Origin of the sequence: Candidatus Methylopumilus rimovensis, assembly GCF_006364615.1 — a bacterium.
Classification (GTDB): Bacteria; Pseudomonadota; Gammaproteobacteria; order Burkholderiales; family Methylophilaceae; genus Methylopumilus; species Methylopumilus rimovensis.
Genome location: NZ_CP040986.1, coordinates 38,963 through 64,878, shown reverse-complemented (window position 1 = coordinate 64,878; position 25,916 = coordinate 38,963). Strand labels below are relative to the sequence as shown.

Here is a 25,916-nt window from a genome sequence, read left to right as displayed (position 1 = left end):
ACTACATTAAAAAGATTAAACGGAACCTTTAATCATAAAGCCTAACGCCTTGTAATTCAACAATTATTGAGCTTATTTAAGGACTTGAAAGACTTCTTTTGCGGCTTCAATCGTTTGATGAATGTCCTCGTCTGTGTGGGCATTCGACACAAAGCCCGCCTCAAATGCAGATGGGCCAAAGTAGAAACCGGAGGTAAGCATATGATGGAAAAATTGATTGAACTGCTCTTTATTACTTTTCATAATTTCATCAAAGCTTGTTGGAGCCTTTTCACTGAAATAAATACCAAACATACCACCTACGGATTGCGCACTGAATTTCACATGTAAGTCATGTGCAACTTTTGTTAAGCCGTCCACGAGTGATTTGGTTTTTTTGGTTAATTCCTCATAGAAATGTGGGGCTTGAATTAACTTCAAGGTAGCTAATCCTGCTGCAACTGCTACAGGGTTTCCAGACAATGTGCCTGCTTGATATACAGGACCTAAAGGTGCTAAACATTGCATAATGTCGCGACGTCCGCCAAAGGCCCCCACGGGTAAACCGCCACCAATGACTTTACCTAGCGTCGTTAAATCAGGAGTGATGCCATAGAGCGCTTGAGCGCCACCTAAATGCACTCTGAAGCCTGTCATCACTTCATCAAAAATAAGCACAACACCATGTTTGGTGCATAACTCACGAAGTGTTTGTAAAAATTCGATTGTAGGAATAATAAGATTCATATTACCAACCACGGGCTCAATAATGACAGCTGCAATGGTGTCACCTTTTTCTTTAAAGAGTGTTTTGAGTGCTTCTACATCGTTATAAGGAAGCGTCAATGTATGCTTTGCCACATCCTCTGGAACGCCAGCGGAACTTGGTTCTCCAAAGGTTAAGAGCCCTGAACCTGCTTTCACTAATAACGCATCGGCGTGACCGTGATAACAACCTTCAAATTTAACGAGCGTGTCACGTTTCGTAAATCCACGTGAAACTCGAATCGCACTCATGGTAGCTTCTGTGCCTGAACTTACCAATCTCACTTGTTCAATACTTGGAACGAGCTTCACGAGAAGTTCCGCCATCTCGAGCTCGCGTTTTGTGGGTGCGCCAAATGACAAACTATCGAATGAGGCTTCTTGAATGGCTTTAAGCACTTGAGGGTGCGCGTGACCCAAAATCATCGGACCCCAGGAATTGATGTAGTCGATATATTCACGACCATCTTCATCCCATAACTTACTGCCTAAACCTTTTTTGAAAAAAATCGGCGTGCCACCTACAGACTTAAATGCGCGGACAGGGGAATTCACACCACCTGGAATGACTTTTTGTGAACGTTCAAATAGCGTTTTATTTTGACTCATATCGATTTAATGAAACATCTTAGAGAATGTTTCTGCGGTTTCCTTAATGGTTTTAGCCTCAAAAAGACTATTAATGACAGCGATCGCGTCGATTCCCGTCTCAATCACATCATGAGCATTATTCATGGTGATGCCCCCAATTGCAACGACGGGGATTTGAATTTGAGATTTAACCTCTCTTAAAAGTTCTAAAGTGGCTCTCGGTGCATTAGGTTTTGTGAGGGTTTCGAACATTGCACCAAAAGCCACATAACTTGCACCCTCATTTTGAGCCTGTTTTGCACGGTTCAGTTGGTCATAACATGAGCTTCCAATGATTGCATCTTCGCCTAAAATGCGCCTAACATCTGCGATATTGTCGTCTTTTTCACCTAAATGAACACCATCTGCTTCCAAAATACGGCACATGTCCACATCGTCATTGACAATGCAAGGTATCTTATATTGACGACAAAGACGTAAAATAGCAGCACATTGCTGCATTTTAGCGTCACGATCGTGGATTTTGCTGCGATATTGCACCATAAAAGCACCGCCTTCAATGGCTAATTGAGTCTTTTGAATAAGAGTCTTTAAGTCCGCCATATCGGGAGTGATGGCGTACAAACCTTTAATGATGAATGAATCGCGCATATTCCAATTCATCGTCATGGGCCCAAAAAAGTCGATCTGGAATAAACTGGCCCATGCCTGGCTTAAATCCATGTTTTAAAGACTGCCAAGTAAAACGTTGTCCTTCTTGAATCGCTTCTTCTAAGGTGGATCCTAATGCCATACAACCTGCAATCGCTGAAGCTAAAGTGCAGCCTGAACCATGATAACTGCCTGCCAATCTTTCCCAGTTGTAGCTCTTCACTTTGCCATGCTCGTTATATAAGGTGTTGATGACTTCGGTCGTTACTTCATGTGTGCCGGTAATTAAAGCCAATTGGCAACCCGTATTAAGAAGTCGCTCTGCACATTCATCTAAACTTGCTTCACCAAAATCATCATGATCTCTAAACGCTAAACGTCTTGCTTCAATACTATTGGGTGTAATAAGTGTTGCTTGAGATAACAACAAATCTGACATCGCATTAATCATTTCATTTGTCACCAATGCATCACCTCGGCCTGAGGCTAATACAGGATCAATGATAAGTGGAATGGTCGGATAATCCGCCACAATTTCTGCAATCATTGCAATCGTTTCTACACTGCCTAATAAACCGCATTTAAATGCAGCAACTTGTATATCTTCTAATAAGCTACGTGCTTGGTCATTCACCCAGTCCGCATCAAAAGCCATCATACTTTCAACACCTGAGGTATCTTGAACGGTAATCGCCGTTGTCACAGACAACGGGTGACAGCCTAAGCTAGCAAGCGTTAAAACGTCAGCCTGAAGTCCTGCGCCGCCCGTCGGATCGGTCGCTGAAAATGTCATGACGCATGGAGGATTTTTTTTCATGATTTAATGTCTTTTAGAACGCATAGTTTCAGTAGTATTATGAATTAATTAATAACTCAAAAGTTTAATCAACAAAATTATTTTTTAAGGAATAGTTCATGTTCAATATCAAACCCAATCGCCGCGGTCTTATTCAATTGTTGGTCATCAGCCTTGGCATTACCACGTTGATAAATGGCATTCTTTTTACATTCAACATCAATCAATCAGTCACTCAACCCATTAAACCTGAATATCCTTTGTTGCCTTCATCTTGGATGATTGGTCTTATTTGGACAGTGCTGATTGGTTTTATGGCTTATACACAATGGCTGCTTATCAAGAAAACACGTGACCGTGCATTGCTTTCAATAGTGCCGATTTTATTTTTAAACTGTGTACTCTACCCTTTATACAGTCAAGGATTTACAAATGACTTCAATCAATTGATTGGAAATTTATTTACGATTACTTATGCAGCTTTCATCACCGGCAGAATTCGAAGCATCACAAAGTTCGGCTCTAATTTAATGTTGATGGTCACACTCTGGGCACTCTTCGCTACTTTTGCCACATCAAAATTAATTTAGCCATTTGAGCGGATGACGGGAATCGAACACGCATGTCGAGCTTGGGAAGCTCACATTCTGCCATTGAACTGCATCCGCTTTAAAAAATTAAATATTCTTTAAGCTAAAGTTGATTATAATTTTGACATATCCTCTATTAAGAATGGGCTTATTAAAATGAAAGTTAAGAATATTTCAGTACTTATTAGTGCGATATTTATATCTGCTTGCAGTTCTATGACTTACACCACAAAACAAGAAACAACTGAAAAAAATAAGTCTTTAGTCACTGAAATTAAATGTGTACTTATCGATGCATGCAATGCAAAAGCAAACGAGTTATGTGCGGACGGTTATAATGTAATTAGCACCTCGGAGTCTATACCTTATGTACTAAATAAAATGGAAATATCTTGCAAAACTAAAGCACCTTCAGTAGTTAAGAAAAAAGAAGAAACAAAAATGGATAATGCCATCATTGAAATAGAAAAAGAAATGAAAGAAATGAATGAGAAGAAATAAAATTCAAATTACGCTCATTTAGTATTGAAATTTAAAAGAAGTAATGAATGTATGTGCATTTTCTCATCAAAGTCTTTTGGTAAAATGCACTCTCCAAGGTTATAAAAATTAAGTAGTGCCCGTTTATAAGGGCCAAGTCTCGATGTTATAATGAGGCCTTCTTAGATTATTTCATTCAAAAAAACCATGTTAAAAATTACTGCTATTTACGCTGCTATCCTTACCTTTGTATACGTTAAATTAACATTAAACGTCATTAACTTAAGGCGGCAAAATGAAGTGTCTTTAGGCGATGGCGGTCGAGACGATTTGCAACAAGCAATCCGTTCGCATGGTAATTTTGCAGAGTATGTTCCCTTAGGTCTTATCCTCTTAGGATGTCTTGAAGCTAATCATATTCATTGGACAATCGTTTTACTTCTAGGTGGCTTATTTACTGCAGGTCGACTTTATTATGCAAAAGCTTTTCTAGAAGCAACGCCTAATATAGAACTTAGAGTTCAGGGTATGAAATACACACTGTGGGGCTTGCAAGCACTTGCTGCGACAAATGTGATCGCCCTGATCATTCAAAAAATTCTTTAATATATAAGCTTTTCTTTTATGAGTGCTTTCATGACTATAGATGCCGAAACTTTACATGGCATGATCAAACAAGATGATTTAGTTTTAATTGATGTAAGAAATGATGACGAAGTTGCAAGAGGCATTATCCAAGGGGCAAAACATATCCCCCTTGCTAACCTTCCTCAAGCATTTGATAAGCTTCCTAAAAAATCTAGTATTGTTTTTTATTGTCATAGCGGTATTCGTTCAGCGCACGCAGCATCTTATCTTGCCGAACATGATTATCACGATGTGTATAACTTAGCAGGTGGTGTCATTGCCTGGGCAAATGCTGGGTATACTTTTTCAGCACTCAAATAATATGCATTATGATCACGAAGTAGATGCAACAGGGCTTAAATGTCCGTTGCCTATTTTGCGATGTAAAAAAGGTTTAAATGAAATTCAATCTGATCAGGTTTTAAAAATTATCGCAACAGACCCTGGGAGTAAGAAAGATTTTGATGCATTTTGTCGCCAGACAGGGCACGAACTTTTGTCTCTTGAAGATGATGATGGCGTCATTACCTTCTTTATCAAAAAACGTCGTTTAAGCTAATTTTTTTTAGCTGTGCTTCTAACTTTTCAAAAGTCTCTGTAAATTCTTCTAAACGTTTTTTTTCTTGAACGATTACTGCTTCAGGTGCCTTATCAATAAAGCTAGCATTTTCTAACTTTCCTTTAGCTTTCTGTATTTCAATTTGAATACGATTCAGTTCTTTTGTGATTCTTTCTTTTTCTTCTGCTACGTCCACTTCAACTTTAAGCATTAACTTAAAATCTTTCACTAACATGACGGGTGCATCCATCGCTGGAAGTTCATCCACAATCTCGACGTTAGTTAATTTAGCGAGCGCTTTAAGATAAGCTGCATATAGCTCAAGTGATTTTTTATCGCCGGAAATGACAAGTGGAATTTTCTGTGCCGGAGAAATGTTCATTTCGCCGCGAAGTTTCCGGCATACATCGACCATCTCTTTTAAAATTGACATCCATTGAATACTTTCTTGATCTATTTTCTTGGCGTCACTTTGAGGATATACCTCCAGCATAATTGAAGGTCCCGACCTTCCATTCATAGGCCCTATTGTTTGCCAGATTTCTTCGGTAATGAAAGGCATCACTGGGTGTATCAATCTTAAAATGGTTTCAAGAACGCGCAAAAGTGTTCTACGTGTCGCTCTTTGTTCAGCTTCGTTGCCGATTTGCAATTGAACTTTAGCCACTTCAAGATACCAATCACAAAATTCATCCCATACAAATTGATAAAGCTCTTGGGATAACAAATCAAATCGATAATCTGCAAATGCTTTTTCAATCGCCGCTTCTCTTTCTTGCAATACGCTCACGATCCAACGATCAGCTTTTGAAAATTCTAAATAACCATCCACACATTCGCCAAAACCATTTTCTTTGCCTTCGCAATTCATCAATACAAATCGCGTCGCATTCCATAATTTATTACAAAAGTTTCGATAGCCTTCACAGCGCTGAAGATCAAATTTAATATCACGTCCAGGACTCGCTAAACTGGCATAAGTAAAACGTAGAGCATCAGTGCCAAAAGCGGCTATGCCTTCTGGAAATTCTTTACGTGTTTTTTTAGTAATCGATTCGGCTTGCTTTGGATTCATAAGCCCCGTCGTTCTTTTTTCTATGAGCGCTTCTAATGAGATGCCGTCAATTAAATCAATAGGGTCCAAAACATTGCCTTTTGATTTACTCATCTTCTGGCCTTCTGCATCACGAATCAATCCGTGCACATACACATGCTTAAAGGGAATTTTTCCAGTGATATGTTTTGTCATCATCACCATCCGCGCTACCCAGAAAAAGATAATATCGAAACCTGTCACTAGCACTGTGGAAGGCAAATAAAGATCGAGCGCTGGATTTGATACTTTCGGATAGTCAGGCGTCCAATCAAGCGTTGAAAAAGGCCAAAGTGCTGATGAATACCAGGTATCTAAAACATCTGAGTCACGTTTTAAATGGCCTTGGTAACCTTCTTTTAAAGCGAGCGCTTTAGCTTCTTCTTCATTATGCGCAACCCATACTTGGCCTTGTTCACCATACCAAGCTGGTATTTGATGGCCCCACCAAAGTTGTCTTGAAATGCACCAATCTTGAATATTGTTTAACCACTGGTTATAAGTATTCACCCAATTATCAGGAAAGAATTTAATCTCACCCGCTTTTACTACATCGAGTGCTTTTTCTGTAATGCTTTTTCCATCATGGCCTTTTTTTGTCATGGCAACAAACCATTGATCTGTGAGCATCGGTTCGATCACTACATCTGTTCTATCGCCACGCGGAATTTTCAATTTATGTTTTTCAGTTTTAACAAGAAAATCTTGCGCATCTAAATCTTCTACAATTTTTTTGCGCGCAGCAAATCGCTCTAAACCTTGATAAATTTTTGGTGCTGATTCATTAATGTGTCCATCGAGTGTCAACACACTTATCATGGGAAGCTTATGACGCATGCCTACGGCATAGTCATTAAAGTCATGTGCTGGCGTTACCTTCACAACACCTGTCCCAAATGTTTGATCTACATAATCATCTGCAATGATTGGAATTTCACGATCACATAAAGGAAGCTTTACCATTTGGCCAACTAATTTTTCATAGCGCGCATCTTCTGGATGAACCATAATCGCCACATCACCCAACATCGTTTCAGGTCTTGTGGTGGCAACCGTTAAGTGGCCTTTGCCGGATGCAAGTGGATATTGAATATGCCACATGAACCCATCCTCTTCTTCTTGAACGACTTCTAAATCAGATACAGCTGTTTGTAATTGAATGTCCCAATTCACCAAACGTTTGCCTCGATAGATAAGTCCTTCTTTATATAAACTTACAAATGTTTCGGTGACTGTTTTTGATAAACCTTCATCCATCGTGAAACGCTCGCGTGACCAGTCAGGCGAAGTGCCTAGGCGACGCATCTGTTGTGTGATCGTGCCACCTGAATATTCTTTCCATTCCCATACTTTTTCTAAAAACTTTTCTCGGCCTAGGTCATGTCTTGAAATACCTTCTTTATCAAGCTGTCTTTCAACCACGATTTGTGTCGCAATACCTGCGTGATCAGTACCTGGCTGCCATAGCGTATTGTCACCTTTCATGCGGTGATAACGCGTTAATGCATCCATAAGTGTTTGGTTAAATCCATGCCCCATATGTAACGTTCCCGTTACGTTGGGTGGCGGCAATAAAATACAAAATGAATGATTATTTTTTGTATCTACACCTGCTTGGTAAAAGCCTTTTGATTCCCAAAAGTCATACCATCGACTTTCAATATCTTTTGGACTAAAAGGTTTAGAGAGATTATTTTCCATGAATAAAACACATAGAGGATTTGTTAAAGGTTCATTTTAACATAGGGATAAGTGATATCAGGCCTCATGGCAGATGTCTGCCATAAAAAATCACTTAGAGCATACGGGGCAGGAAGGATCTTTTTTAAGTTGAATATTTTTCCATTGCATCGATTTCACATCTAGCAATAGTAAGCGGCCCTCTAAAGACTCGCCGATACCTAAAATAATTTTCATCACTTCAGCAGCCTGCGAAGTACCAATCATACCAACGGTAGGAGAAAAAACACCATTGTCAGCACAGCGTGTTTCATTGCGATCACCTGTATCAGGGAATAAACAATGATAACAAGGGCTCTTATCATGCCTCATATCAAAGACACTGATCTGACCCTCAAATCCTACAGCAGCGCCTGAAACTAAAGGCTTTTTTAACTCCACTGCAATTCGATTAAGTGCATAACGTGTAGCAAAATTATCTGAGCCATCAATAATGACATCGACATCTTTTGCAATCACTTTCATGCTTGCTTCAGTTTGTTTGTTTGTCACTGCAATCACTTCTATATCTGGATTAAGTAATTGAATAAATTGTTTTGCGGAAAAAGCTTTATTAATACCTACGGATTGTGTGTCATGAATGATTTGTCTTTGAAGGTTACTTAAATCTACATCATCAAAATCACATATAGTTATTTTTCCAATACCGGCGGCGGCACAATACATTGCAATGGGCGCACCTAAACCGCCTGCACCTACAATTAGAATATGACTATGAAGAAGTTTTTCTTGCCCTTGATACTCAATATCAGGCAATAAAATATGACGGCTATATCGGAGAAGTTGCTGATCGTCCATGAATGCATTAAACATTAATTAAAGTTGAAATGACTATATCGTCAATTAACTGTGGATTCAATGCATTTAAAAACTGGGGTGGCTGATGGGGCTCGAACCCACGACAACAGGAATCACAATCCTGGACTCTACCAACTGAGCTACAGCCACCAATGAACTATGAAATTGGCCTGCCCGACAGGAATCGAACCTGTAACCCCCAACTTAGAAGGTTGGTGCTCTATCCAGTTGAGCTACGGGCAGCTTAACAACACAAAGCGTGTTACAGAAAATCCTTTTTTTCTATAGTAAGTAAGATGCTAAATCTGGTCGGGGTGGAGAGATTCGAACTCCCGACATCCTGCTCCCAAAGCAGGCGCGCTACCAGGCTACGCTACACCCCGAGGGCGAGAATATAGCCTAATTAAGGGTTTAGGTCAAATCAAAGGGGTGGCTTGGGCCCCATGATTTCTTCTATTTACGTAGCTTTAGCGGCTTTTTTATGGCCTGACTTACCCTTCTTACCTTTGCATGCATTGAGCTCATCTTTGGTCAATGTCCCGTCATGATCTTTATCCATAAGATCGAAATCTTCCTTGCAAACGGCTTTGGCTTCTTCACGATCAAGCGTTCCATCACGATCAATATCCGCTTCATCAAATGATTTTTTTGTATGCATCTTGCAATGCTCGCCCGTGCCGTCATGGTCTGCAAAAATAGGTGTATTGAACCCAAAAATTAATGCCAATGAAACTAACCAAAAACTTTTTTTCATCATTTTTAACTCCCTTAAAAAATAATCAAGATTAATCATACTCTTCGACGACTCTTCTTACAAAAGATTCAGTCCTTATGAAACATAGTTAAAAGTCCAATATGTTAAAATGTTGTTTTTATACTCATAGATCAATCCATGTCAGCCAAGATAATTGATGGAAAAACAGTTGCTGAAAATCTTCTTCAAGTTCTTAAACAAGAAATTGATGTGAGATTAAAAAAAGGCATTCGAAATCCCAGTTTAGCGGTCATTCTTTTGGGTTCTGATCCTGCATCTTCCATCTATGTTAGGAATAAACGTTTAGCTTGTGAAAAAATTGGCGTGAAATCGATTGCTTATGATTTGCCTAATACGACGTCTGAAAAAGAACTTATCACACTTATTGAAACATTAAATAATGATGCCAATATTGATGGCATCTTAGTTCAGTCGCCCTTACCGGATCACATTAACAATGATGTCATTTTTGAAACCATTTCGCCGCGTAAAGATGTGGATGGATTCCATCCCAAAAATATTGGTCTCTTAGCCGTAAGACAACCTCAATTAAGATCTTGCACACCCTTCGGTGTGATGAAGCTTATCGAGGCCACTCAGCTCCCAACAAGAGGGCTTGATGCAATAGTGGTTGGTGCATCTAACCATGTTGGTCGGCCTATGGGTCTAGAACTTCTTTTAGCTGGCTGTACCGTGACGATATGTCATCGTCATACTCAACATCTTCAGCAAAAAATTGAATTGGCAGATATTGTTGTGGCAGCAGTGGGGATACCTGGGCTTATAAAAGGTAGCTGGATTAAGCCTGGTGCCATAGTGATTGATATTGGTATCAGTAGGCTTGATGACGGAAAAATAGTAGGAGATGTTGAGTTTGATATCGCTAAAACAAGAGCTGGTTTTATTACGCCCGTTCCAGGAGGAGTGGGACCTATGACGGTGGCTACGTTAATGGGAAATACGCTTCTCGCACAAAAGTTGTCTGCCCTATAAATAGTCAGAAAAATACCTCAATTACATCTTGCTTTCATAGTCGATCAGTGTAAACTTTCGCGATTATTTTCATTTGTTTTTACTTTAGGATTAAAAAAATGGCAGTTAAAAAAGTAGCTAAAAAAGTTGTTGCTAAGAAAAAAGCTCCAGTAAAAAAAGTGGTAGCTAAGAAAAAACCAGCAGCTAAAAAAGTAGCGGTTAAAAAAGCAGCTCCTAAGAAGGTAGCGGCCAAGAAAGTAATAGCTAAGAAAGTTGTTGCTAAGAAAAAAGCTCCAGTAAAAAAAGTGGTAGCTAAGAAAAAACCGGCAGCTAAAAAAGTAGTGGTTAAAAAAGCAGCCCCTAAAAAGGTAGTAGCTAAGAAAGTTGTTGCTAAGAAGCCTATACCTGCAAAAATTGTTCCGCTTAAATCTAAAAAAGTAGTTAGCTCGTCTCAAAAAGGCTTAAAACAATTTAGAGCTTATGAGGCTAAAAAGGGCGAGAACTATATGAGTAAAAGCCAACTTAATCATTTCCGCACAATCCTTAATGAATGGAAAACAGAATTAAGTCAGGATATCGATCGCACAGTTCATACTATGCAAGATGAACTCACTTCATATGCAGATCCTAATGATCGTGCAAGTCAAGAGTCTGATATGGCACTTGAACTCAGAAACCGTGATCGCGAACGTAAACTTATCAAAAAAATAGATGAGACCTTAAGAAATATCGAAAGCCAAGATTATGGTTATTGCACTGGCTGTGGCGAAGAGATTGGCTTAAAGCGTTTGGAAGCGCGTCCTACAGCGACGCTTTGTATTGATTGCAAAACACTTGATGAAATCCGTGAAAAACAGATGGCAGGCTAATCAAACTATTGAAATAAAAAAACCCGGGAGATCCCGGGTTTTTTGTTATCTTAAATTTCTTCAAAACAACTAGTCTTCTTTTTTGCTTTCAGATTTTTCTTCAGCAGGAGGTGGCTCAATCAATGCTTTTGCACTTACACGAACACGACCCTTATCGTCCACTTCAATCACTTGCACTTTAACTTTTTGTCCTTCAGACAAGAAGTCGGTCACTGCATTTACACGTTGATGTGCAATTTGTGAAATATGAAGTAAGCCGTCTTTACCAGGAAGGAGAGATACAATGGCACCAAAGTCTAACATCTTAATCACAGTACCTTCGTAGATTTGACCTACTTCAATTTCTGCTGTGATTTCTAAAATACGACGTTTAGCTTCTTCACCTTGTAAACCATCGACACAAGCAATCTTGATCGTGCCGTCATCCTCAATATCGATAGTCGCACCTGTTTCTTCAGTTAAAGCCTTAATCACTGATCCGCCTTTACCAATCACTTCGCGAATTTTATCTGGATGAATTTTCACAGTAATAATTCTTGGTGCAAATGTAGATAACTCTTTTCGGCTACCTTTCATTTCTTTTTTCATAATCGCTAAAATATGTTCACGTCCTTCTTTAGCTTGGCTTAATGCCACTTGCATAATTTCAGTCGTGATACCTGTAATTTTGATGTCCATTTGAAGCGCTGTAATACCATCTTCAGTGCCCGCCACTTTAAAGTCCATATCACCTAAGTGATCTTCATCACCTAAGATATCTGTCAGAACTGCAACGCGGTTACCTTCTTTAATAAGGCCCATAGCAATACCTGCAACGTGCGCTTTAATCGGAACGCCAGCGTCCATTAAAGCTAGACAGCCGCCACATACAGAAGCCATAGAACTTGAACCATTAGATTCTGTAATTTCTGAAACGACACGAATTGTGTAACTAAAATCTTCTTTAGAAGGTAATACAGCAATCAATGCACGCTTAGCGAGTCGACCGTGACCAATTTCACGACGCTTAGGTGTTCCTACACGTCCTGTTTCTCCGGTTGCATATGGAGGCATATTGTAATGAAGCATGAAGCGATCTGAATACTCACCTTGCAGTGCGTCAATCGATTGTTCATCACGGCCTGTGCCTAATGTGGCTACTACAAGCGCTTGTGTTTCTCCACGCGTGAATAATGCTGAACCATGTGTTCTTGGAAGAACGCTTGATCTAATCGCAATCGGTCTTACTGTGCGAGTATCTCGACCATCAATACGTGGCTCACCATCTAAAATTTGTGTGCGTACTGTTTTTGCTTCTAAATTAAAAAATTCATTTTTAATTTTGTTTGTTTCGATCGTATCTGTATCTTCAGTAATCAATTCTGCGAATACTTTATTTTTAATTTCTTCTAGTTTTGCTGAGCGATCGCCTTTTGATTTAATTTGAAATGCAGCATGAACATCTTTTGCTGCTAAATCATGAATCTTTTTAATGAGTGCTTTATCTGGTTCTGGTGCAACCCAATCCCACGGCTCTTTACCTACTTCTTTAGCTAACTCATTAATCATTTTAATCACAGCTTGCATTTCTTTGTGGCCATGAAGTACGGCACCCAACATGATGCTTTCAGGTAGTTCTTTTGCTTCTGATTCCACCATCAATACAGCTGAATCTGTCGCCGCAACTACGAGGTCAAGTTCACTGTCTTTTAATTGCGAAGCTGTCGGATTGGTAACATATTCCTCGTTAATGTAACCTACGCGCGCTGCGCCAATCGGTCCATAAAATGGAATACCGGAAATAGCGAGTGCCGCTGAAGCGCCAATGATTGCTGGAATATCAGAATCAATTTCACTGTCAGATGAAACAACCATCGCAACGATTTGAATTTCGTTGTAAAAACTTTCTGGAAATAAAGGGCGTAATGGACGATCAATTAAACGCGAAGTGAGTGTCTCTTTTTCGCTTGGACGTCCTTCTCGTTTGAAAAAACCGCCAGGAATTTTACCTGCAGCGTATGTTTTTTCTTGATAATCAACTGTAAGTGGAAAGAAATCTTGACCTTCTTTAACATCGTGTTTGCCCACGACTGTAACTAACACTGCTGTATCACCATAACTAACTAATACTGCGCCATCTGCTTGTCTTGCTATCTCACCTGTTTCAAGTGTTAAGGTGTGCGCACCAAATTGAATACTTTTCTTAATTGCTTTAAACATAATTTACCCTTTTCTTTTTTCATTCATTATTCACTTCTTAATAACGAATACATTAACTAACATTTAACATCCAATAAAAAAGCCGACGCATCTTTCTTTAAAGAAGGATTGCAATCGGCTTCAAAACTTACGAATCAATAAATCTCTTAAACTAATTAATTTAAATAGTTAAAAAATTATTTACGTAAACCAAGACGCTCAATCAATGATTGATAGCGACCTAAATTCTTACCCTTGAGGTAATCTAATAATTTTCTGCGTTGACTTACAAGCGCTAAAAGTCCACGACGTGAGTGATGGTCTTTTGCATTGGTTTTGAAATGTTCTGTTAAATAACCAATACGACTTGTGATAAGTGCAACTTGCACTTCTGGGGATCCCGTGTCGTTCTTTGCCTGTTGATATTCACTTACAACTTTGGCTCTTTCTGCTGCTGTTGATGCCATTTAATCTTCTCTCCTCATTCAGAACCGCGTATTTTAATTGTATTCTTTTGATTTAACAATATGTTTTTTATAATATATTTGCGATTAAGCGCTTAGGAAAAAGGCGCCCCTCAAGGTCGGGCTGGCCTACGCCTACAAATTGACCTGTAGCACTATATAAGCGTAATTCTTTCTCATTTTTACCAATAAAATCAATACTTTGCCCTTTTTTAATCGCTTCCGTTTCGGCCACAGTTAATTCGACCGATAATAAATCTTCGAGTAAAGCATCAATGGGTATGAGTGATTTTTCTCGTGACGCCATAGACATAGCCTCAAGTGCTTCGACTGAGAGTGCATCTGATAATTGAAAATTACCTGTTTGGGTCCTTACTAAACCCTTTAAATGGGCACCACATCCCAATGTCTGCCCAATATCTTCTGCCAAGGTTCTAATGTAAGTGCCTTTACTGCATGCAACTTCAATAGTGATGATGCTCTCTTCAATTTTTATAAGCTTGATGTCGTAAATTTTGATTTGTCGAGATTTCCGCTCAATTTCAATCCCATCTCTTGCATATTCATACAAGGGTTTTCCTTCAAATTTCAGCGCAGAATACATAGGCGGTATTTGTGTAATCTCACCTATAAATTTTTTTAATGTATCATTTAATTGAGCTTCATTTAAGACAACTTCTTTGTCTGAAACTACAGCCCCTTCTTGGTCTCCCGTTGTAGTAGTGATGCCCAATTGAATCGTTGCGATATAAGTTTTATTGGCATCAAGAAGACGATGAGAAAATTTTGTAGCCTCACCTAAACAAATAGGCAAAAGTCCTGAAGCCATCGGATCAAGGGTGCCTGTGTGTCCTGCTTTTTTTGCATTTAACAACCATTGAATTTTTTTTAACGCTTGATTTGAAGAAAAACCAAGCGGCTTATCGAGTAGAAAAACGCCATCAATCTCGCGCTTCGAAGACTTCTTTTGCATAGAAATAAATTACTGGGGAGGGAGTGCGTCTTTAATGAGTTGTGAAATTTTCATACCCTCATCGATAGACGTATCGTACACAAAATGAAGTTGGGGTATGCCGCGTGTTGCCATGCGCTTTGATAATTGGGCACGTAAATATCCTGTGGAGCGCTCTAGGCCTTGCATGATCAAAGGATCATTAGTGGGGGATGTAAAATATATTTTAGCGTGAAGTAAATCAGGAGTCACTTGGACTTCAGTAATGGTCAGCATTCCTACTGCAGGATCTTTGAGTTCTGATTGAATAAGCTCTGCGAGTTCTCGCTTAATTTGCTCTGAAATGCGATCACTTCTCGCATAAGATCGATTCACCATGGTTAAAGCTTACGAGCAACCTCAACCACTTCGAATACTTCGAGCATATCGCCCACTTCAATTTCATTAAAGTTTTTTATAGAGAGTCCGCATTCAAAATTATTTTTAACTTCTTTGACATCATCTTTGAAGCGTTTCAATGAATCGAGTTCGCCTGAATGAATCACAACGTTATTTCTTAAGACCCGCACCATTGAATTTCTTCGAATCACACCATCTTGAACATAACAACCGGCGATCGAACCCACTTTAGAAATTTTGAACACTTCGCGAATTTCAACCATACCAATAACGCTTTCTTTTTGCTCAGGAGATAACAATCCGCCAAGCGCCGCTTTCACTTGATCCACTGCTTCATAAATAATACTGTAATAGTGAACATCAACTTCGAGTGAATCAATTAATTTACGTGCACCTGCTTCTGCTCTTACATTAAAAGCAATTAAAATTGCTTTTGATGCGCTTGCTAAGTTCACATCAGACTCCGTCACTGCACCCACACCCATGTGAATCACATTCACTTTAACTTCATCTGTGGATAATTTTTGGAGTGATGTAGATAGCGCTTCGTAAGAACCTTGTACATCGGATTTAATAATGAGTGGTAACACTTTGACGCTACCCTCAGCCATTTGATCAAATATATTTTCGAGTTTTGCAGCTTGTTGTTTTGCTAATTTCACATCTCTAAATTTACCTTGACGGAATAAAGCAATTTCACGCGCTTTGCGTTCATCATTTAATACCACAACTTCTTCGCCTGCATTCGGAACGTCTGCTAGACCCAGCACCTCAACCGGAATCGAAGGTCCTGCTTCTTTAATTTCTTTACCTGTTTCATCGAGCATCGCACGAATACGACCAAAAGCTGATCCAGCCAATAATGTATCACCGCGTTGTAATGTGCCTGATTGAATAAGAATAGTTGCAACAGGGCCACGACCTTTATCCAAACGGCCTTCAATCACGATGCCTTTAGCTGGCGTATTTTTAGGTGCTTTGAGCTCTAACACTTCAGCTTGAAGAAGAACTGACTCAAGCAATTTATCAATACCTTGTCCTGATTTTGCTGAGACCTCCACGAACATGGTGTCGCCACCAAAATCTTCAGGTACCACTTCTTGCGCAACGAGCTCCATTTTCACGCGCTCTGGAGCTGCTTCAGGTTTATCAATTTTATTAATTGCAACTACAAGCGGAACATTACCTGCTTTTGCATGATGAATCGCTTCAATAGTTTGTGGCATGACTCCATCATCTGCTGCCACCACTAAAATCACAATATCGGTAGCTTTAGCGCCGCGAGCGCGCATTGCCGTAAATGCTTCATGGCCTGGTGTGTCTAAAAAAGTCACCATGCCACGTGGTGTTTCCACGTGATATGCACCAATATGTTGTGTAATGCCGCCTGCTTCGCCAGAAGCTACGCGTGTTGTTCTAATGTAATCAAGAAGTGATGTTTTACCGTGATCCACGTGACCCATGACAGTCACGACTGGAGGACGCATTTCTAAAATAGCCTCTACTGTTGAGTCTTGATCAATCAACGCTTCAGGATCGTTATCTAAAGCTGCAATCGCGTTGTGACCCATTTCACCGACCACAATCATTCCAGTATCTTGATCTAGAATTTGATTGATTGTTACCATCATGCCCATGTTCATGAGCACCTTAATCACTTCGGTAGCTTTCACTGACATCTTATGCGCTAAGTCAGCCACTGAAATCGTTTCTGGTACGTGAATTTCCCGAACGATCGGTTCGGTGGGCGCCACAAATGTTGACTCTTCATTCTCTTCGCGATGTTTTGATTTTGATTTAGGTGAGCGCCATCCTGAAGCAGCGCTAGAATCACCACGGCCTTTCAGTGTACGTTTTTTAAATTCGCGATCAGACCAATCCTTCTCGCTCTTATCAACTTGTTTGTCTTTACCTTCCACTTTAACGCCAGCTTTTGAAGCAGGGCGATGCAGTGTGCCTTCACTTAATTTGGCTGCTGGGGCTGCATTTGCTTTTGCAACCGCTTCTTGTTTTTTTCTAACGTCTTCAGCTTGCGCTGCAGCAAGGGCCGCATGACGCTTAGCTTCATCTTCCCTCATCGATAATTCGTCTTCACCAAGCACATGACCTTTTGCTTGAGGTTTCGCAACTGACTCAATAGGCTTAGGCGCTTCAATAGGTGTATCAACAGGCTGTCCATCTTCACGTCTTACCAGAACACGTTTTTTACGGACTTCAACTTGAATGGTGCGAGCGCGTCCTGTGCTATCTGTTTTTTTAATCTCTTTGTTTTGCTTGTGCGTTAAAGTGATTTTATTTTTTGGCGCTTGAGATTGACCATGCTCCTTACGAAGATATTCAAGCAATGCTGATTTATCTACTTCGGTTAATGAATCTTCTGCTGCTGATTTATTTACGCCAGCACTTTTAAGCTGTTCGATTAATAAATCAACAGGCAATCCTAATTCCTCAGCAAATTTAGTGACAGTTGATTGTCCCATTTAATACCTCATAATATTCATCGAAGGATGCACATGCCTTTAAACAAACCAAGGCGCTCTAGCAGTCATAATTAACTGTTTCGCACGCTCTTCATCCATTGAAGTCATTTCAACCAATTCATCTACAGCAAGATCTGCAAGATCTTCCATTTTTGAAATGCCTTTGGATGCAAGGAGATTTGCCGTAGCGTCATCCATACCTTCCATCGTAAGTAAGTCTTCAGCTGCCTCTTCAACTTTTTCTTCTTTAGCAATCGCTTCAGTAAGAAGAGCAGCTCTCGCACGTGAACGAAGTTCATTCACTGTGTCTTCATCGAATGCTTCGATCTCAACCATTTCTTGTAATGGTACATATGCAATTTCTTCTAATGTACTAAATCCTTCTTGCACAAGAATATCAGCCACATCTTCATCCACATCAAGTTTCGCCATGAATAATTGACTTGTACTTGCATATTCCTCTTCATTTTTCTTAGAAGATTCTTCTTCCGTCAGAATATTAATATTCCAACCTGTGAGTTCAGATGCAAGACGAACGTTTTGTCCATTTCGACCAATCGCTTGCGCTAAATTTTCTTCATTCACTACAACATCCATGCTGTGTTTTTCTTCATCGACTACAATGCTTGAAACTTCAGCAGGTGCCATGGCATTAATCACAAACTGTGCTGGCTCCATAGACCATAAAACAATATCAACACGCTCACCCGCAAGTTCACCCGTCACTGCTTGAACTCTTGATCCACGCATACCGACACATGTGCCTACCGGATCAATTCTTTGATCGTTTGCTTTTACGGCAATTTTTGAACGTAAGCCTGGATCACGTGACGCAGATTTAATTTCTAATAAACCTTCTTCAATTTCAGGTACTTCAAGTTCAAATAAACGAACAAGAAATTCAGGTGCTGTTCTGGATAAAATCAATTGTGGTCCGCGGTGACTTCTTTCAACGCTTGTAAGATAAGCTCTTACGCGGTCACCGATTCGTAAATTTTCTTTAGGGATCATTTGATCGCGCGGAAGCACTGCTTCAATGCGGCCCACTTCAATAATGCCATTGCCGCGATCCATACGCTTAATCACACCTGTCACTAATTTTTCATTACGGCCTAAGAAGTCTTCTAAAATTTGCTCTCTTTCAGCTTCACGTACTTTTTGTAAGATCACTTGTTTTGCCGCTTGTGCGCCAATTCGTCCAAATTCAATAGATTCCAAAGGTACTTCGATCGTATCGTTTTCAGCTTTGCCTTCTGCACGAGGATCAGTCAAAGAGATCTGAGCATCTTCATTTTCAATAAGCTCATCATTCAAAATCGTCCAACGTCTAAAAGATTTATATTCGCCCGTATCGCGATTGATTTCGACACGCACGTCAATATCTTCTGTATTTTTTTTCTTTGTAGCAGAAGCCAAGGCTGATTCAAGTGCTTCAAAGACCACGTCTTTGTTCACATTTTTTTCATGGGCTAAAGCATCTACTAATAATAAAATCTCGCGACTCATTTCAATCTCCGCAAATCATTTTCTAACGTTTAAATTCTGGGCTCAATCGCGCTTTATCAATATTTGATAAAGCAAAACGATAAAGCTCACCCTCGCACATCAAAAGCACAGTATCTTTTTCTGTCCCATCAATGGTGCCTAAAAAATTTTTACGCGCATCTAGAGGCATCCTTAACTTCACAGAAGCTCGCTCACCTTTAAAGCGTTCAAAATCAGCTAATTTCTTTAATACGCGATCCATACCAGGGGATGACACCTCTAGTCTGTCGTAATCTAAATCCTGCTCTACGGTAAATACGTGACCTAGGTGGTTGCTCACTAAAGTGCAATCATCAATCGTCACAGAATCAGGCTTGTCAATATAAACACGTAAAAGCTTTCCTCGATTTGAAATCTCCAAATCGACCAACTCGTATCCGAGCTGTTGTACGGTTTTTTCAATTAATGTCTCAAGCTTTTCCATCTAAGGCTGATTTCCTAAAATTACCCAAGTTGCAGAAACAAAAAATGGGCCTAAAGCCCATCAATATTTTCATGCCGAATTATATCAATAAATTCAGATAATTGAAATCAAAACTTCATTAAAAATCAATGCGATCCATCACGTTAAAGCACTTTAATCTTGGCAAATTTTCGTTTGCCTATTTGAGCTACAAATTCACTATTTTTAGAGATCATTTTTTTGCCATCTTCAAGGCGCTCGCCGTCAATTTTAATACCACCGCCCTCAATAAGACGCATGCCTTCTGAAGTGCTCGTCACAAGGGCCGCCTCTTTAAGAATCTGTAAAATACCTATCGTATCAGTTTGAATAGTGATGTTTACCTCAGGCACATTCTCTGGGATGCCACCTTTAGAGCGAGTTTGGAAATTATCCAGCGCTTCGATAGCGGCCTCTTTTGAATGAAATCGCGCCACAATTTCTTGAGCAAAAGTAACTTTGATATCACGAGGATTTTGACCTGCCTCTACGTTTGCTTTCCAGCTTTGAATCTCATCCAAAGTTGCAAAAGAAAGTAACTCAATATATCGCCACATTAATTCATCTGAAATTGACATAATTTTTGCAAAAATTATCTCAGGTGCTTCATTAATCCCAATGTAATTACCTAGCGATTTAGACATTTTTTGCACGCCATCTAAGCCTTCGAGAAGTGGCATCGTAATAACACATTGCGGAGATTGACCTGATTGTTTTTGTAATTCGCGACCCATTAATAAATTAAATTTTTGATCAGTACCGCCCAATTCCACATCTGCTTTTAATGCCACAGAGTCATAACCTTGAAGAAGGGGATATAAAAATTCATGAATAGCGATAGGCTGGTTAGCTTTATATCGCTTACTAAAATCATCACGCTCTAGCATTCGTGCGACTGTATGGCTTGCCGCTAATTTCAACATACCGGCAGCACCCAAATCGGTAAGCCATGTTGAATTAAAAACTACTTCGGTTTGATCACGTTTTAATATTTTAAAAACTTGCTCGGCATAACTCTCAGCATTTTTTTTAACTTCATCTTGAGACAAAGGGGGTCGTGTCGCACTTTTACCTGTGGGATCCCCAATCATCCCTGTGAAGTCACCAATTAAAAATAAAACGTGGTGGCCTAAATCCTGAAATTGTCTAAGTTTATTTAATAGAACGGTATGGCCTAAATGAAGATCGGGGGCTGTAGGATCGAAGCCAGCTTTAACTCTTAAAGGTTTGCCTTTTTTGAGTTTTTCAAGAAGCTCTTCTTCTAGAAGAATTTCTTCAGCGCCTCTTTTAATGAGCGCTAATGCTTGATTGATTTCAGTAGCCACAAATATTTCCGAATGGTTTTATTGAAGTTTAATAATTGCCATCATTTTAGCCTAAATTATTTTACCAATATGGAAAATAGCGGAAATAAACCATTTACAATCTCACACATGAATGAATTATTTATAGGTCTTATGTCCGGCACCAGCCTTGATGGCATGGATGCAGTGCTTGTCAATTTTGGTGAAAAATCTCAAGACATCAAAATTATGGGTCATAGCTATGTGCCCTATGAGGATAAACTCAAAATGGCTTTATTAAGACTCCATTCACCAAATACTAATGAGCTTGAAGAAAGTCTCGTCATAGGCAACACAGTTAGCAAAAAAGCCTATGAAGCGATTGAAGCTTTGCTTAAAAAAACAAATATCGTATCCAAAGATATCAGAGCCATTGGATTTCATGGGCAAACCATTCGGCATCAACCCCAAAAAGGCTTCACCTTGCAAATTGGAAATCCTGCACTTTTAGCTGAGCTTTCCAATATCAATGTGATTGCTGATTTTAGAAGTCGAGATGTTGCAGCAAGTGGACAAGGTGCGCCATTGGTACCCGCATTTCATCAAGAAATTTTTTCACATCCAACCACTTATCGTGCCATTCTTAATATTGGCGGAATTGCTAATGTCACTCTATTAAATCCTAAAGCTACTGTGTCAGGTTTTGATACGGGCCCTGGTAATATTTTATTAGATCACTGGAGCAAGACGCATCGAAATCAAGCATTTGATGAGAATGGTGTATGGGCTAAAGAGGGTAAAATTATTGAAACACTCCTTGGTGCTTTTTTTAAAGACGCTTATTTTGAAAAAACTGCGCCCAAAAGTACCGGCCGTGATCACTTTAATGAATCGTGGCTTAATAAACACCTACAAAAATCTTACTCAACACAAGATATCCAGAGAACGCTTTTGGAACTCACGGCATTAAGCATTGCAAAAGCAATAGATACGCATGCTGCAAACATCACTGAAATATATTTATGTGGTGGTGGTGCTTTAAATAGTTTCTTGGTTGAACGATTAAAAGCATTAATGCCCAAAATTAAAATTCAACCCTCAGATCTGCTTGGTATACCTACACAATATGTTGAAGCCGCAGCATTCGCATGGCTTGCAAAACAAATGCTATTTTCAAAACCAGGCAACTTACCCGAAGTCACTGGGGCTAAAGGCTTACGCATTTTAGGTGCACTCTATCCTGCATAAAGATAGCGCTAGCAAAAGTGTCGTGAAAAGTTATAATTCATTTAATAATTAATTTTATTTTTCAAAAATGAAATCAACTAAAGTCACATTAAACTTTGATCAAGAATCAACATCCTTAGAATTGCCTTTGGTAAAAAGCACTATGGGTAACGACGCCATTGATATCCGTCAATTAGGTGCTCATCAAGTCTTTAGTTATGACCCCGGTTTTATGTCGACTGCTTCTTGCAGCTCTGAAATTACTTTTATTGATGGAGAGAAAGGTCTTCTTCTATACCGTGGCTACCCTATTGAGCAACTAGCAGAACATTACGATTTTTTAGATGTTGCTTACCTATTAATGCATGGTGAATTACCCAAGCCTCAAGAAAAAGAAACATTTTCAACAACCATTAATCGTCACACCATGCTCCACGATCAATTAAATAATATTTTCCGTGGATTTAGACGTGATGCTCATCCTATGGCAGTCATGGTAGGGGTTGTAGGCTCAATGTCTGCATTTTATTTTGATGCCATGGATGTGATGAATCCTGAACATCGTCAAATATCTGCGCATCAGCTATTAGCTAAAGTACCTACTATCGCGGCATGGAGTTACAAATATAGCTTAGGCCAACCTTTTATTTACCCTAAAAATGATTTGGGTTATGCAGAAAACTTTATGCGCATGATGTTTGCAACACCATGTGAAGAATATAAACCTAATCCAGTTCTTGCTAAAGCATTTGAACGCATTTTAATTCTTCATGCAGATCATGAACAAAATGCATCCACTTCTACAGTAAGGCTTGCGGGCTCATCAGGAGCTAATCCTTTTGCATGTATTGCTGCAGGCATTGCATCTCTCTGGGGCCCAGCACATGGCGGCGCGAACGAAGCTACTTTAAAAATGCTCGAAGAAATTGGGGATGAAAGTAGAATTGGCGCATTCATTAAACGCGCAAAAGATAAAGATGATTCTTTCCGTATGATGGGATTTGGCCATCGCATTTATCGCAATAAAGATCCTCGTGCAGAAATCATGCGTAAGACTTGCTATGAAGTCCTTGATGAACTTGGCTTGAAAGATGATCCTATTTTCAAACTTGCCATGAAAGTAGAACAAATTGCACTTGAGGATGAATACTTCATTGAGAAAAAACTATACCCAAATGTAGATTTCTATTCTGGCATAGTGATGCGCGCTATGGGAATTCCTAATTCGATGTTTACTGCGGTGTTTGCGCTTGCAAGAACGGCAGGTTGGGTTGCTCAATGGAATGAAATGCTAGGTCAACCTGGAAGTAAAATTGGCCGACCACGCCAAGTTTACACAGGTAAACCTCGACGTGACGTCCCTAAAAATTAAATCCGTTTTAAGCTGAGAAAGAAGAACCGCAACCACAAGTTGTTTGTGCGTTTGGATTCTTAATGACAAATTGTGAGCCTTGAACGCTATCTTGATAATCAATTTCAGCACCCATTAAATATTGCAGGCTCATGGGGTCAATCAACAAAGTGACAGAATCTTTTGTTACTTGCGTGTCGTCTTCGTTGATTGCTTCTTCAAATGTAAATCCATACTGAAAACCCGAACATCCACCACCACTCACAAATACTCGAAGTTTGAGCTCTGGTTGACCTTCTTCTTCAATCAATTCCTTTACTTTCTTTACAGCATTATCTGTAAAAATAAGTGGGGTTGGCATTTCCATTTCTTTTGATTCAACGATTTGATTCATAATATTTACTCCTGATTATTTCTTTTTTTGTGACTGATAATCTTTAGCAACTTCTTTAAGTCGTCCATACACTTTAGCACCTGCATGAATTTCTATCACCTTATATTCGATGTCGCCCATAATTCTGGCATTCCCATGAAGCTCTAAGTACTCGGCACATACAATATTACCATTCACATCTCCGCCAATAATGGCTGTATGGGCTGATATATTTCCTTTAATGCGACTCTTATTACCCATAATAAGAGTGCCCGCCGTACCTGGAAGTTCAGTGAGATTACCATGAATGGAGCCATCTACACGAATGCCGCCTGAATAAGTCACATTACCACGCACCGTAATATCTTTATCAATGAGTGTATCAATTGTGCGCGCTTTATTTTTTTTATTAAAAAACATGAAATATCCTTTATCGTTTCTTGCCTACAATTTTTTCGTAAAAAAGAATGTCTTCTTTTAACTTGGCATTTTCTTCTTGGAGTTTAGTAATATCGCCTGATACTTTATCGCCTGAAATCGATTTCAATTGAAGCTCAATTTTTTGTTGTAATAACTGGCCTTGTATTGATTGATTTTCAGCTTCCAATGCTTGAATTTTTGAAATAAATCCAATCACTGAGCCACCGTTTAACTCCCAATAAGTAAACCCTGCGCCGCCTATAAATGAGAGCGCAGCGATTATCAAATAGGTATGCCAAGACGCACCTGCTTTAATGCGCATTCTCCGACGTGTTACGCCAAAATATTTTGTATAGGTTCGCTTAACTTTTCTCATAGAAACAACACTTTATGGCATCAAAGGCACAAGATCAAGTCCAGAAATCTCTGGAAAATCAAACATAAGATTCATATTTTGCACAGCCTGTCCTGCCGCGCCTTTCACGAGATTATCGATGACAGATAAAACAACAACCTTATGACTTCCCTGCGGCTGATGGATACTGATGCGACATTGATTTGAGCCTCTTACAGATCTTGTTTCGGGATGAGCGCCTTTTGGCATCACGTCCACAAAGGACTCATGCTTATATCTCGATTCAAAAAGTGCTTGTATGTCTATATTTTTAGTCAGCGTTGCATAAAGTGTTGCATGTATACCTCTAATCATAGGCGTTAAATGTGGCACAAAGGTTAAATGCACCGCTTGATTCGCAACACCCGTAAGTCCTTGCGTGATTTCGGGTAAATGTCTATGCCCTTCAACACCGTATGCTTTAAAGTTATCAGACGCTTCCGCCATCAATGCATTCACTTCAGCTTTTCTGCCCGCACCTGACACACCTGATTTAGCGTCTGCGATGAGATCATCAAGGTTAATCACACTAGATTCAATCAAAGGAATAAATCCCAATTGAATCGCTGTGGGATAACAACCCGGATTAGCTACAAGTGAAGCTTTTTTAATTTTTTCTCTATTAATTTCTGGCAAACCATAAACAGCATCTTTAAGTAGATCGCTACATGAATGCGGCATTTTGTACCATTTTTCCCAGACGTTAGCGTCTTTTAGCCTAAAATCTGCTGCCAAATCAATCACTTTGACCCCAGCTTTAAGAAGTGCGGGCACTTCTTGCATGGCAATCCCATTAGGTGTTGCAAAAAACACGAGATCACAATTTACCAAATCAGCAGTCTTTGGATCTTCAAATTTAAGATCGATTAATCCTCTTAAGCTCGGAAATAAGGTCGCGATGGATAAGCCAGCTTCTGCTCTGGAGGTCACGGTTTGGATAGTCACATGAGGATGTTTAACTAAAATTCTTAATAGCTCAACGCCGGTATAACCGGTCGCACCCACCACGCCTACTTTAATCTTTGAAAGATTACTCATCACGTTCGCACCTTTAATTTAAAAGAAGTCTTAATCCTTAAAAACCCATACTAACAAAATTTATTTAACTCTATATAACAAAAAAGCCGCTTGAAAGCGGCCTTTT

27 protein-coding genes, 4 tRNA genes and 1 pseudogene are annotated in these 25,916 nt (G+C 39.5%); 10 read left to right on the top strand and 22 right to left on the bottom strand.

Annotated elements, in window-relative coordinates; all coding sequences use genetic code 11:
* Nucleotides 1-72 precede the first annotated feature (72 nt).
* From hemL to thiD, 3 genes are read right to left on the bottom strand one after another with little or no spacing between them, the layout of a single operon-like run.
* Complete coding sequence (gene hemL / locus FIT61_RS00365) at nucleotides 73-1,353, bottom strand: glutamate-1-semialdehyde 2,1-aminomutase (protein ID WP_139882484.1); 1,281 nt, start codon at nucleotides 1,351-1,353, stop codon at nucleotides 73-75.
* 6 nt (nucleotides 1,354-1,359) lie between these two features.
* On the bottom strand, nucleotides 1,360-1,986 hold the full coding sequence (gene thiE, locus FIT61_RS00360; RefSeq protein WP_187351803.1) for a thiamine phosphate synthase: 627 nt from the start codon (nucleotides 1,984-1,986) through the stop codon (nucleotides 1,360-1,362).
* Nucleotides 1,964-2,803, bottom strand: a complete 840-nt coding sequence (gene thiD, locus FIT61_RS00355; protein ID WP_139872855.1) for a bifunctional hydroxymethylpyrimidine kinase/phosphomethylpyrimidine kinase — start codon at nucleotides 2,801-2,803, stop codon at nucleotides 1,964-1,966. The genes thiE and thiD overlap by 23 nt, the downstream gene beginning before the upstream one ends.
* 98 nt (nucleotides 2,804-2,901) lie before the next feature.
* Between thiD and FIT61_RS00350 the strand changes: the two genes are divergently transcribed.
* Nucleotides 2,902-3,372, top strand: coding sequence for a tryptophan-rich sensory protein (locus FIT61_RS00350; RefSeq protein ID WP_139882480.1), 471 nt, complete (start codon nucleotides 2,902-2,904; stop codon nucleotides 3,370-3,372).
* Between the two features lie 7 nt (nucleotides 3,373-3,379).
* Here the strand turns inward: FIT61_RS00350 and FIT61_RS00345 are convergent.
* A tRNA-Gly gene (locus FIT61_RS00345) sits at nucleotides 3,380-3,450 on the bottom strand.
* A 78-nt stretch (nucleotides 3,451-3,528) separates the two neighbouring features.
* Between FIT61_RS00345 and FIT61_RS00340 the strand changes: the two genes are divergently transcribed.
* The 4 genes from FIT61_RS00340 (at nucleotide 3,529) to FIT61_RS00325 (ending at nucleotide 5,038) form a co-directional block, all read left to right on the top strand.
* Nucleotides 3,529-3,873 (top strand): hypothetical protein, encoded by a 345-nt coding sequence (locus FIT61_RS00340; RefSeq protein WP_139882478.1) that lies wholly within the window; start codon nucleotides 3,529-3,531, stop codon nucleotides 3,871-3,873.
* A gap of 186 nt (nucleotides 3,874-4,059) precedes the next feature.
* Nucleotides 4,060-4,458 (top strand): MAPEG family protein, encoded by a 399-nt coding sequence (locus FIT61_RS00335; RefSeq protein WP_139872852.1) that lies wholly within the window; start codon nucleotides 4,060-4,062, stop codon nucleotides 4,456-4,458.
* An 18-nt stretch (nucleotides 4,459-4,476) separates the two neighbouring features.
* A complete protein-coding gene (locus FIT61_RS00330; protein ID WP_139872851.1) occupies nucleotides 4,477-4,800 on the top strand; it encodes a rhodanese-like domain-containing protein in 324 nt (107 codons plus the stop codon).
* Nucleotide 4,801: 1 nt separating this feature from the next.
* Nucleotides 4,802-5,038, top strand: coding sequence for a sulfurtransferase TusA family protein (locus tag FIT61_RS00325; RefSeq protein ID WP_139872850.1), 237 nt, complete (start codon nucleotides 4,802-4,804; stop codon nucleotides 5,036-5,038).
* On the opposite strand, the gene FIT61_RS00320 is transcribed toward FIT61_RS00325, so the two are convergent.
* The 6 genes from FIT61_RS00320 to FIT61_RS00295 form a co-directional block, all read right to left on the bottom strand.
* Nucleotides 5,016-7,832: a valine--tRNA ligase gene (locus FIT61_RS00320; protein ID WP_139882476.1), complete on the bottom strand. Its 2,817-nt coding sequence runs from the start codon at nucleotides 7,830-7,832 to the stop codon at nucleotides 5,016-5,018. The genes FIT61_RS00325 and FIT61_RS00320 overlap by 23 nt on opposite strands.
* A 90-nt stretch (nucleotides 7,833-7,922) precedes the next feature.
* Entirely contained in the window at nucleotides 7,923-8,669 is a 747-nt protein-coding gene (locus FIT61_RS00315) for a HesA/MoeB/ThiF family protein (protein WP_139874015.1), read from the bottom strand.
* A gap of 74 nt (nucleotides 8,670-8,743) precedes the next feature.
* Nucleotides 8,744-8,819 (bottom strand) — tRNA-His (locus FIT61_RS00310).
* 16 nt (nucleotides 8,820-8,835) lie between these two features.
* Nucleotides 8,836-8,912 (bottom strand) — tRNA-Arg (locus FIT61_RS00305).
* Nucleotides 8,913-8,975: 63 nt separating this feature from the next.
* Nucleotides 8,976-9,052, bottom strand: a tRNA-Pro gene (locus FIT61_RS00300).
* Nucleotides 9,053-9,126: 74 nt separating this feature from the next.
* Nucleotides 9,127-9,426: an EF-hand domain-containing protein gene (locus FIT61_RS00295; RefSeq protein ID WP_187351802.1), complete on the bottom strand. Its 300-nt coding sequence runs from the start codon at nucleotides 9,424-9,426 to the stop codon at nucleotides 9,127-9,129.
* A gap of 135 nt (nucleotides 9,427-9,561) precedes the next feature.
* Between FIT61_RS00295 and folD the strand changes: the two genes are divergently transcribed.
* From folD to dksA, 3 genes and pseudogenes are all read left to right on the top strand, one after another.
* The gene (folD, locus tag FIT61_RS00290; RefSeq protein WP_139882474.1) at nucleotides 9,562-10,416 is read left to right on the top strand and encodes a bifunctional methylenetetrahydrofolate dehydrogenase/methenyltetrahydrofolate cyclohydrolase FolD; all 855 of its coding nucleotides are present in this window, start codon (nucleotides 9,562-9,564) and stop codon (nucleotides 10,414-10,416) included.
* 98 nt (nucleotides 10,417-10,514) lie between these two features.
* A pseudogene (locus FIT61_RS06810) lies at nucleotides 10,515-10,775 on the top strand (hypothetical protein); the annotation flags it as partial.
* Between the two features lie 126 nt (nucleotides 10,776-10,901).
* Nucleotides 10,902-11,264 carry an RNA polymerase-binding protein DksA gene (dksA, locus tag FIT61_RS06805; protein ID WP_244925231.1) on the top strand — a complete coding sequence of 121 codons (363 nt, stop codon included), beginning with the start codon at nucleotides 10,902-10,904 and terminating at the stop codon, nucleotides 11,262-11,264.
* 69 nt (nucleotides 11,265-11,333) lie between these two features.
* Here dksA and pnp read toward each other — a convergent pair whose 3' ends face one another.
* The 8 genes from pnp to tyrS all read right to left on the bottom strand — a co-directional run bounded on the left by pnp (nucleotide 11,334) and on the right by tyrS (nucleotide 21,049).
* Nucleotides 11,334-13,463 (bottom strand): polyribonucleotide nucleotidyltransferase, encoded by a 2,130-nt coding sequence (pnp, locus tag FIT61_RS00280; RefSeq protein WP_139882473.1) that lies wholly within the window; start codon nucleotides 13,461-13,463, stop codon nucleotides 11,334-11,336.
* Between the two features lie 176 nt (nucleotides 13,464-13,639).
* A complete protein-coding gene (gene rpsO / locus FIT61_RS00275) occupies nucleotides 13,640-13,909 on the bottom strand; it encodes a 30S ribosomal protein S15 (protein ID WP_139872844.1) in 270 nt (89 codons plus the stop codon).
* 67 nt (nucleotides 13,910-13,976) lie between these two features.
* Nucleotides 13,977-14,879 (bottom strand): tRNA pseudouridine(55) synthase TruB, encoded by a 903-nt coding sequence (gene truB / locus FIT61_RS00270; RefSeq protein WP_139882472.1) that lies wholly within the window; start codon nucleotides 14,877-14,879, stop codon nucleotides 13,977-13,979.
* 9 nt (nucleotides 14,880-14,888) lie between these two features.
* The gene (gene rbfA / locus FIT61_RS00265) at nucleotides 14,889-15,236 is read right to left on the bottom strand and encodes a 30S ribosome-binding factor RbfA (RefSeq protein ID WP_317615595.1); all 348 of its coding nucleotides are present in this window, start codon (nucleotides 15,234-15,236) and stop codon (nucleotides 14,889-14,891) included.
* Between the two features lie 2 nt (nucleotides 15,237-15,238).
* Nucleotides 15,239-17,737, bottom strand: a complete 2,499-nt coding sequence (gene infB, locus FIT61_RS00260) for a translation initiation factor IF-2 (protein ID WP_139872842.1) — start codon at nucleotides 17,735-17,737, stop codon at nucleotides 15,239-15,241.
* A 39-nt stretch (nucleotides 17,738-17,776) separates the two neighbouring features.
* Nucleotides 17,777-19,243, bottom strand: coding sequence for a transcription termination factor NusA (nusA, locus tag FIT61_RS00255; RefSeq protein WP_139872841.1), 1,467 nt, complete (start codon nucleotides 19,241-19,243; stop codon nucleotides 17,777-17,779).
* Nucleotides 19,244-19,265: 22 nt separating this feature from the next.
* The gene (gene rimP / locus FIT61_RS00250) at nucleotides 19,266-19,706 is read right to left on the bottom strand and encodes a ribosome maturation factor RimP (RefSeq protein WP_139872840.1); all 441 of its coding nucleotides are present in this window, start codon (nucleotides 19,704-19,706) and stop codon (nucleotides 19,266-19,268) included.
* A 143-nt stretch (nucleotides 19,707-19,849) separates the two neighbouring features.
* Complete coding sequence (tyrS, locus tag FIT61_RS00245; RefSeq protein WP_139882471.1) at nucleotides 19,850-21,049, bottom strand: tyrosine--tRNA ligase; 1,200 nt, start codon at nucleotides 21,047-21,049, stop codon at nucleotides 19,850-19,852.
* 69 nt (nucleotides 21,050-21,118) lie between these two features.
* Here tyrS and FIT61_RS00240 point away from each other — a divergent pair, with 69 nt between their 5' ends.
* The gene (locus FIT61_RS00240) at nucleotides 21,119-22,255 is read left to right on the top strand and encodes an anhydro-N-acetylmuramic acid kinase (RefSeq protein WP_244925194.1); all 1,137 of its coding nucleotides are present in this window, start codon (nucleotides 21,119-21,121) and stop codon (nucleotides 22,253-22,255) included.
* 67 nt (nucleotides 22,256-22,322) lie between these two features.
* A complete protein-coding gene (gene gltA, locus FIT61_RS00235) occupies nucleotides 22,323-23,606 on the top strand; it encodes a citrate synthase (protein WP_139872838.1) in 1,284 nt (427 codons plus the stop codon).
* Between the two features lie 7 nt (nucleotides 23,607-23,613).
* Here gltA and erpA read toward each other — a convergent pair whose 3' ends face one another.
* From erpA to argC, 4 genes are read right to left on the bottom strand one after another with little or no spacing between them, the layout of a single operon-like run.
* On the bottom strand, nucleotides 23,614-23,979 hold the full coding sequence (gene erpA / locus FIT61_RS00230) for an iron-sulfur cluster insertion protein ErpA (protein ID WP_139872837.1): 366 nt from the start codon (nucleotides 23,977-23,979) through the stop codon (nucleotides 23,614-23,616).
* Nucleotides 23,980-23,994: 15 nt separating this feature from the next.
* Nucleotides 23,995-24,378: a bactofilin family protein gene (locus FIT61_RS00225; protein ID WP_139872836.1), complete on the bottom strand. Its 384-nt coding sequence runs from the start codon at nucleotides 24,376-24,378 to the stop codon at nucleotides 23,995-23,997.
* Between the two features lie 10 nt (nucleotides 24,379-24,388).
* On the bottom strand, nucleotides 24,389-24,754 hold the full coding sequence (locus tag FIT61_RS00220; RefSeq protein ID WP_139872835.1) for a hypothetical protein: 366 nt from the start codon (nucleotides 24,752-24,754) through the stop codon (nucleotides 24,389-24,391).
* Between the two features lie 12 nt (nucleotides 24,755-24,766).
* The gene (gene argC / locus FIT61_RS00215; RefSeq protein ID WP_139872834.1) at nucleotides 24,767-25,810 is read right to left on the bottom strand and encodes an N-acetyl-gamma-glutamyl-phosphate reductase; all 1,044 of its coding nucleotides are present in this window, start codon (nucleotides 25,808-25,810) and stop codon (nucleotides 24,767-24,769) included.
* Nucleotides 25,811-25,916 lie beyond the last annotated feature (106 nt).

Coding starts and splice junctions, on each gene's coding strand:
- hemL (WP_139882484.1), bottom strand. CDS start 1,353: ATGAGTCAAAATAAAACGCTATTTGAACGTTCACAAAAAGTCATTCCA.
- thiE (WP_187351803.1), bottom strand. CDS start 1,986: ATGCGCGATTCATTCATCATTAAAGGTTTGTACGCCATCACTCCCGAT.
- thiD (WP_139872855.1), bottom strand. CDS start 2,803: ATGAAAAAAAATCCTCCATGCGTCATGACATTTTCAGCGACCGATCCG.
- FIT61_RS00350 (WP_139882480.1), top strand. CDS start 2,902: ATGTTCAATATCAAACCCAATCGCCGCGGTCTTATTCAATTGTTGGTC.
- FIT61_RS00340 (WP_139882478.1), top strand. CDS start 3,529: ATGAAAGTTAAGAATATTTCAGTACTTATTAGTGCGATATTTATATCT.
- FIT61_RS00335 (WP_139872852.1), top strand. CDS start 4,060: ATGTTAAAAATTACTGCTATTTACGCTGCTATCCTTACCTTTGTATAC.
- FIT61_RS00330 (WP_139872851.1), top strand. CDS start 4,477: ATGAGTGCTTTCATGACTATAGATGCCGAAACTTTACATGGCATGATC.
- FIT61_RS00325 (WP_139872850.1), top strand. CDS start 4,802: ATGCATTATGATCACGAAGTAGATGCAACAGGGCTTAAATGTCCGTTG.
- FIT61_RS00320 (WP_139882476.1), bottom strand. CDS start 7,832: ATGGAAAATAATCTCTCTAAACCTTTTAGTCCAAAAGATATTGAAAGT.
- FIT61_RS00315 (WP_139874015.1), bottom strand. CDS start 8,669: ATGGACGATCAGCAACTTCTCCGATATAGCCGTCATATTTTATTGCCT.
- FIT61_RS00295 (WP_187351802.1), bottom strand. CDS start 9,426: ATGATGAAAAAAAGTTTTTGGTTAGTTTCATTGGCATTAATTTTTGGG.
- folD (WP_139882474.1), top strand. CDS start 9,562: ATGTCAGCCAAGATAATTGATGGAAAAACAGTTGCTGAAAATCTTCTT.
- dksA (WP_244925231.1), top strand. CDS start 10,902: ATGAGTAAAAGCCAACTTAATCATTTCCGCACAATCCTTAATGAATGG.
- pnp (WP_139882473.1), bottom strand. CDS start 13,463: ATGTTTAAAGCAATTAAGAAAAGTATTCAATTTGGTGCGCACACCTTA.
- rpsO (WP_139872844.1), bottom strand. CDS start 13,909: ATGGCATCAACAGCAGCAGAAAGAGCCAAAGTTGTAAGTGAATATCAA.
- truB (WP_139882472.1), bottom strand. CDS start 14,879: ATGCAAAAGAAGTCTTCGAAGCGCGAGATTGATGGCGTTTTTCTACTC.
- rbfA (WP_317615595.1), bottom strand. CDS start 15,236: ATGGTGAATCGATCTTATGCGAGAAGTGATCGCATTTCAGAGCAAATT.
- infB (WP_139872842.1), bottom strand. CDS start 17,737: ATGGGACAATCAACTGTCACTAAATTTGCTGAGGAATTAGGATTGCCT.
- nusA (WP_139872841.1), bottom strand. CDS start 19,243: ATGAGTCGCGAGATTTTATTATTAGTAGATGCTTTAGCCCATGAAAAA.
- rimP (WP_139872840.1), bottom strand. CDS start 19,706: ATGGAAAAGCTTGAGACATTAATTGAAAAAACCGTACAACAGCTCGGA.
- FIT61_RS00240 (WP_244925194.1), top strand. CDS start 21,119: ATGGAAAATAGCGGAAATAAACCATTTACAATCTCACACATGAATGAA.
- gltA (WP_139872838.1), top strand. CDS start 22,323: ATGAAATCAACTAAAGTCACATTAAACTTTGATCAAGAATCAACATCC.
- erpA (WP_139872837.1), bottom strand. CDS start 23,979: ATGAATCAAATCGTTGAATCAAAAGAAATGGAAATGCCAACCCCACTT.
- FIT61_RS00225 (WP_139872836.1), bottom strand. CDS start 24,378: ATGTTTTTTAATAAAAAAAATAAAGCGCGCACAATTGATACACTCATT.
- FIT61_RS00220 (WP_139872835.1), bottom strand. CDS start 24,754: ATGAGAAAAGTTAAGCGAACCTATACAAAATATTTTGGCGTAACACGT.
- argC (WP_139872834.1), bottom strand. CDS start 25,810: ATGAGTAATCTTTCAAAGATTAAAGTAGGCGTGGTGGGTGCGACCGGT.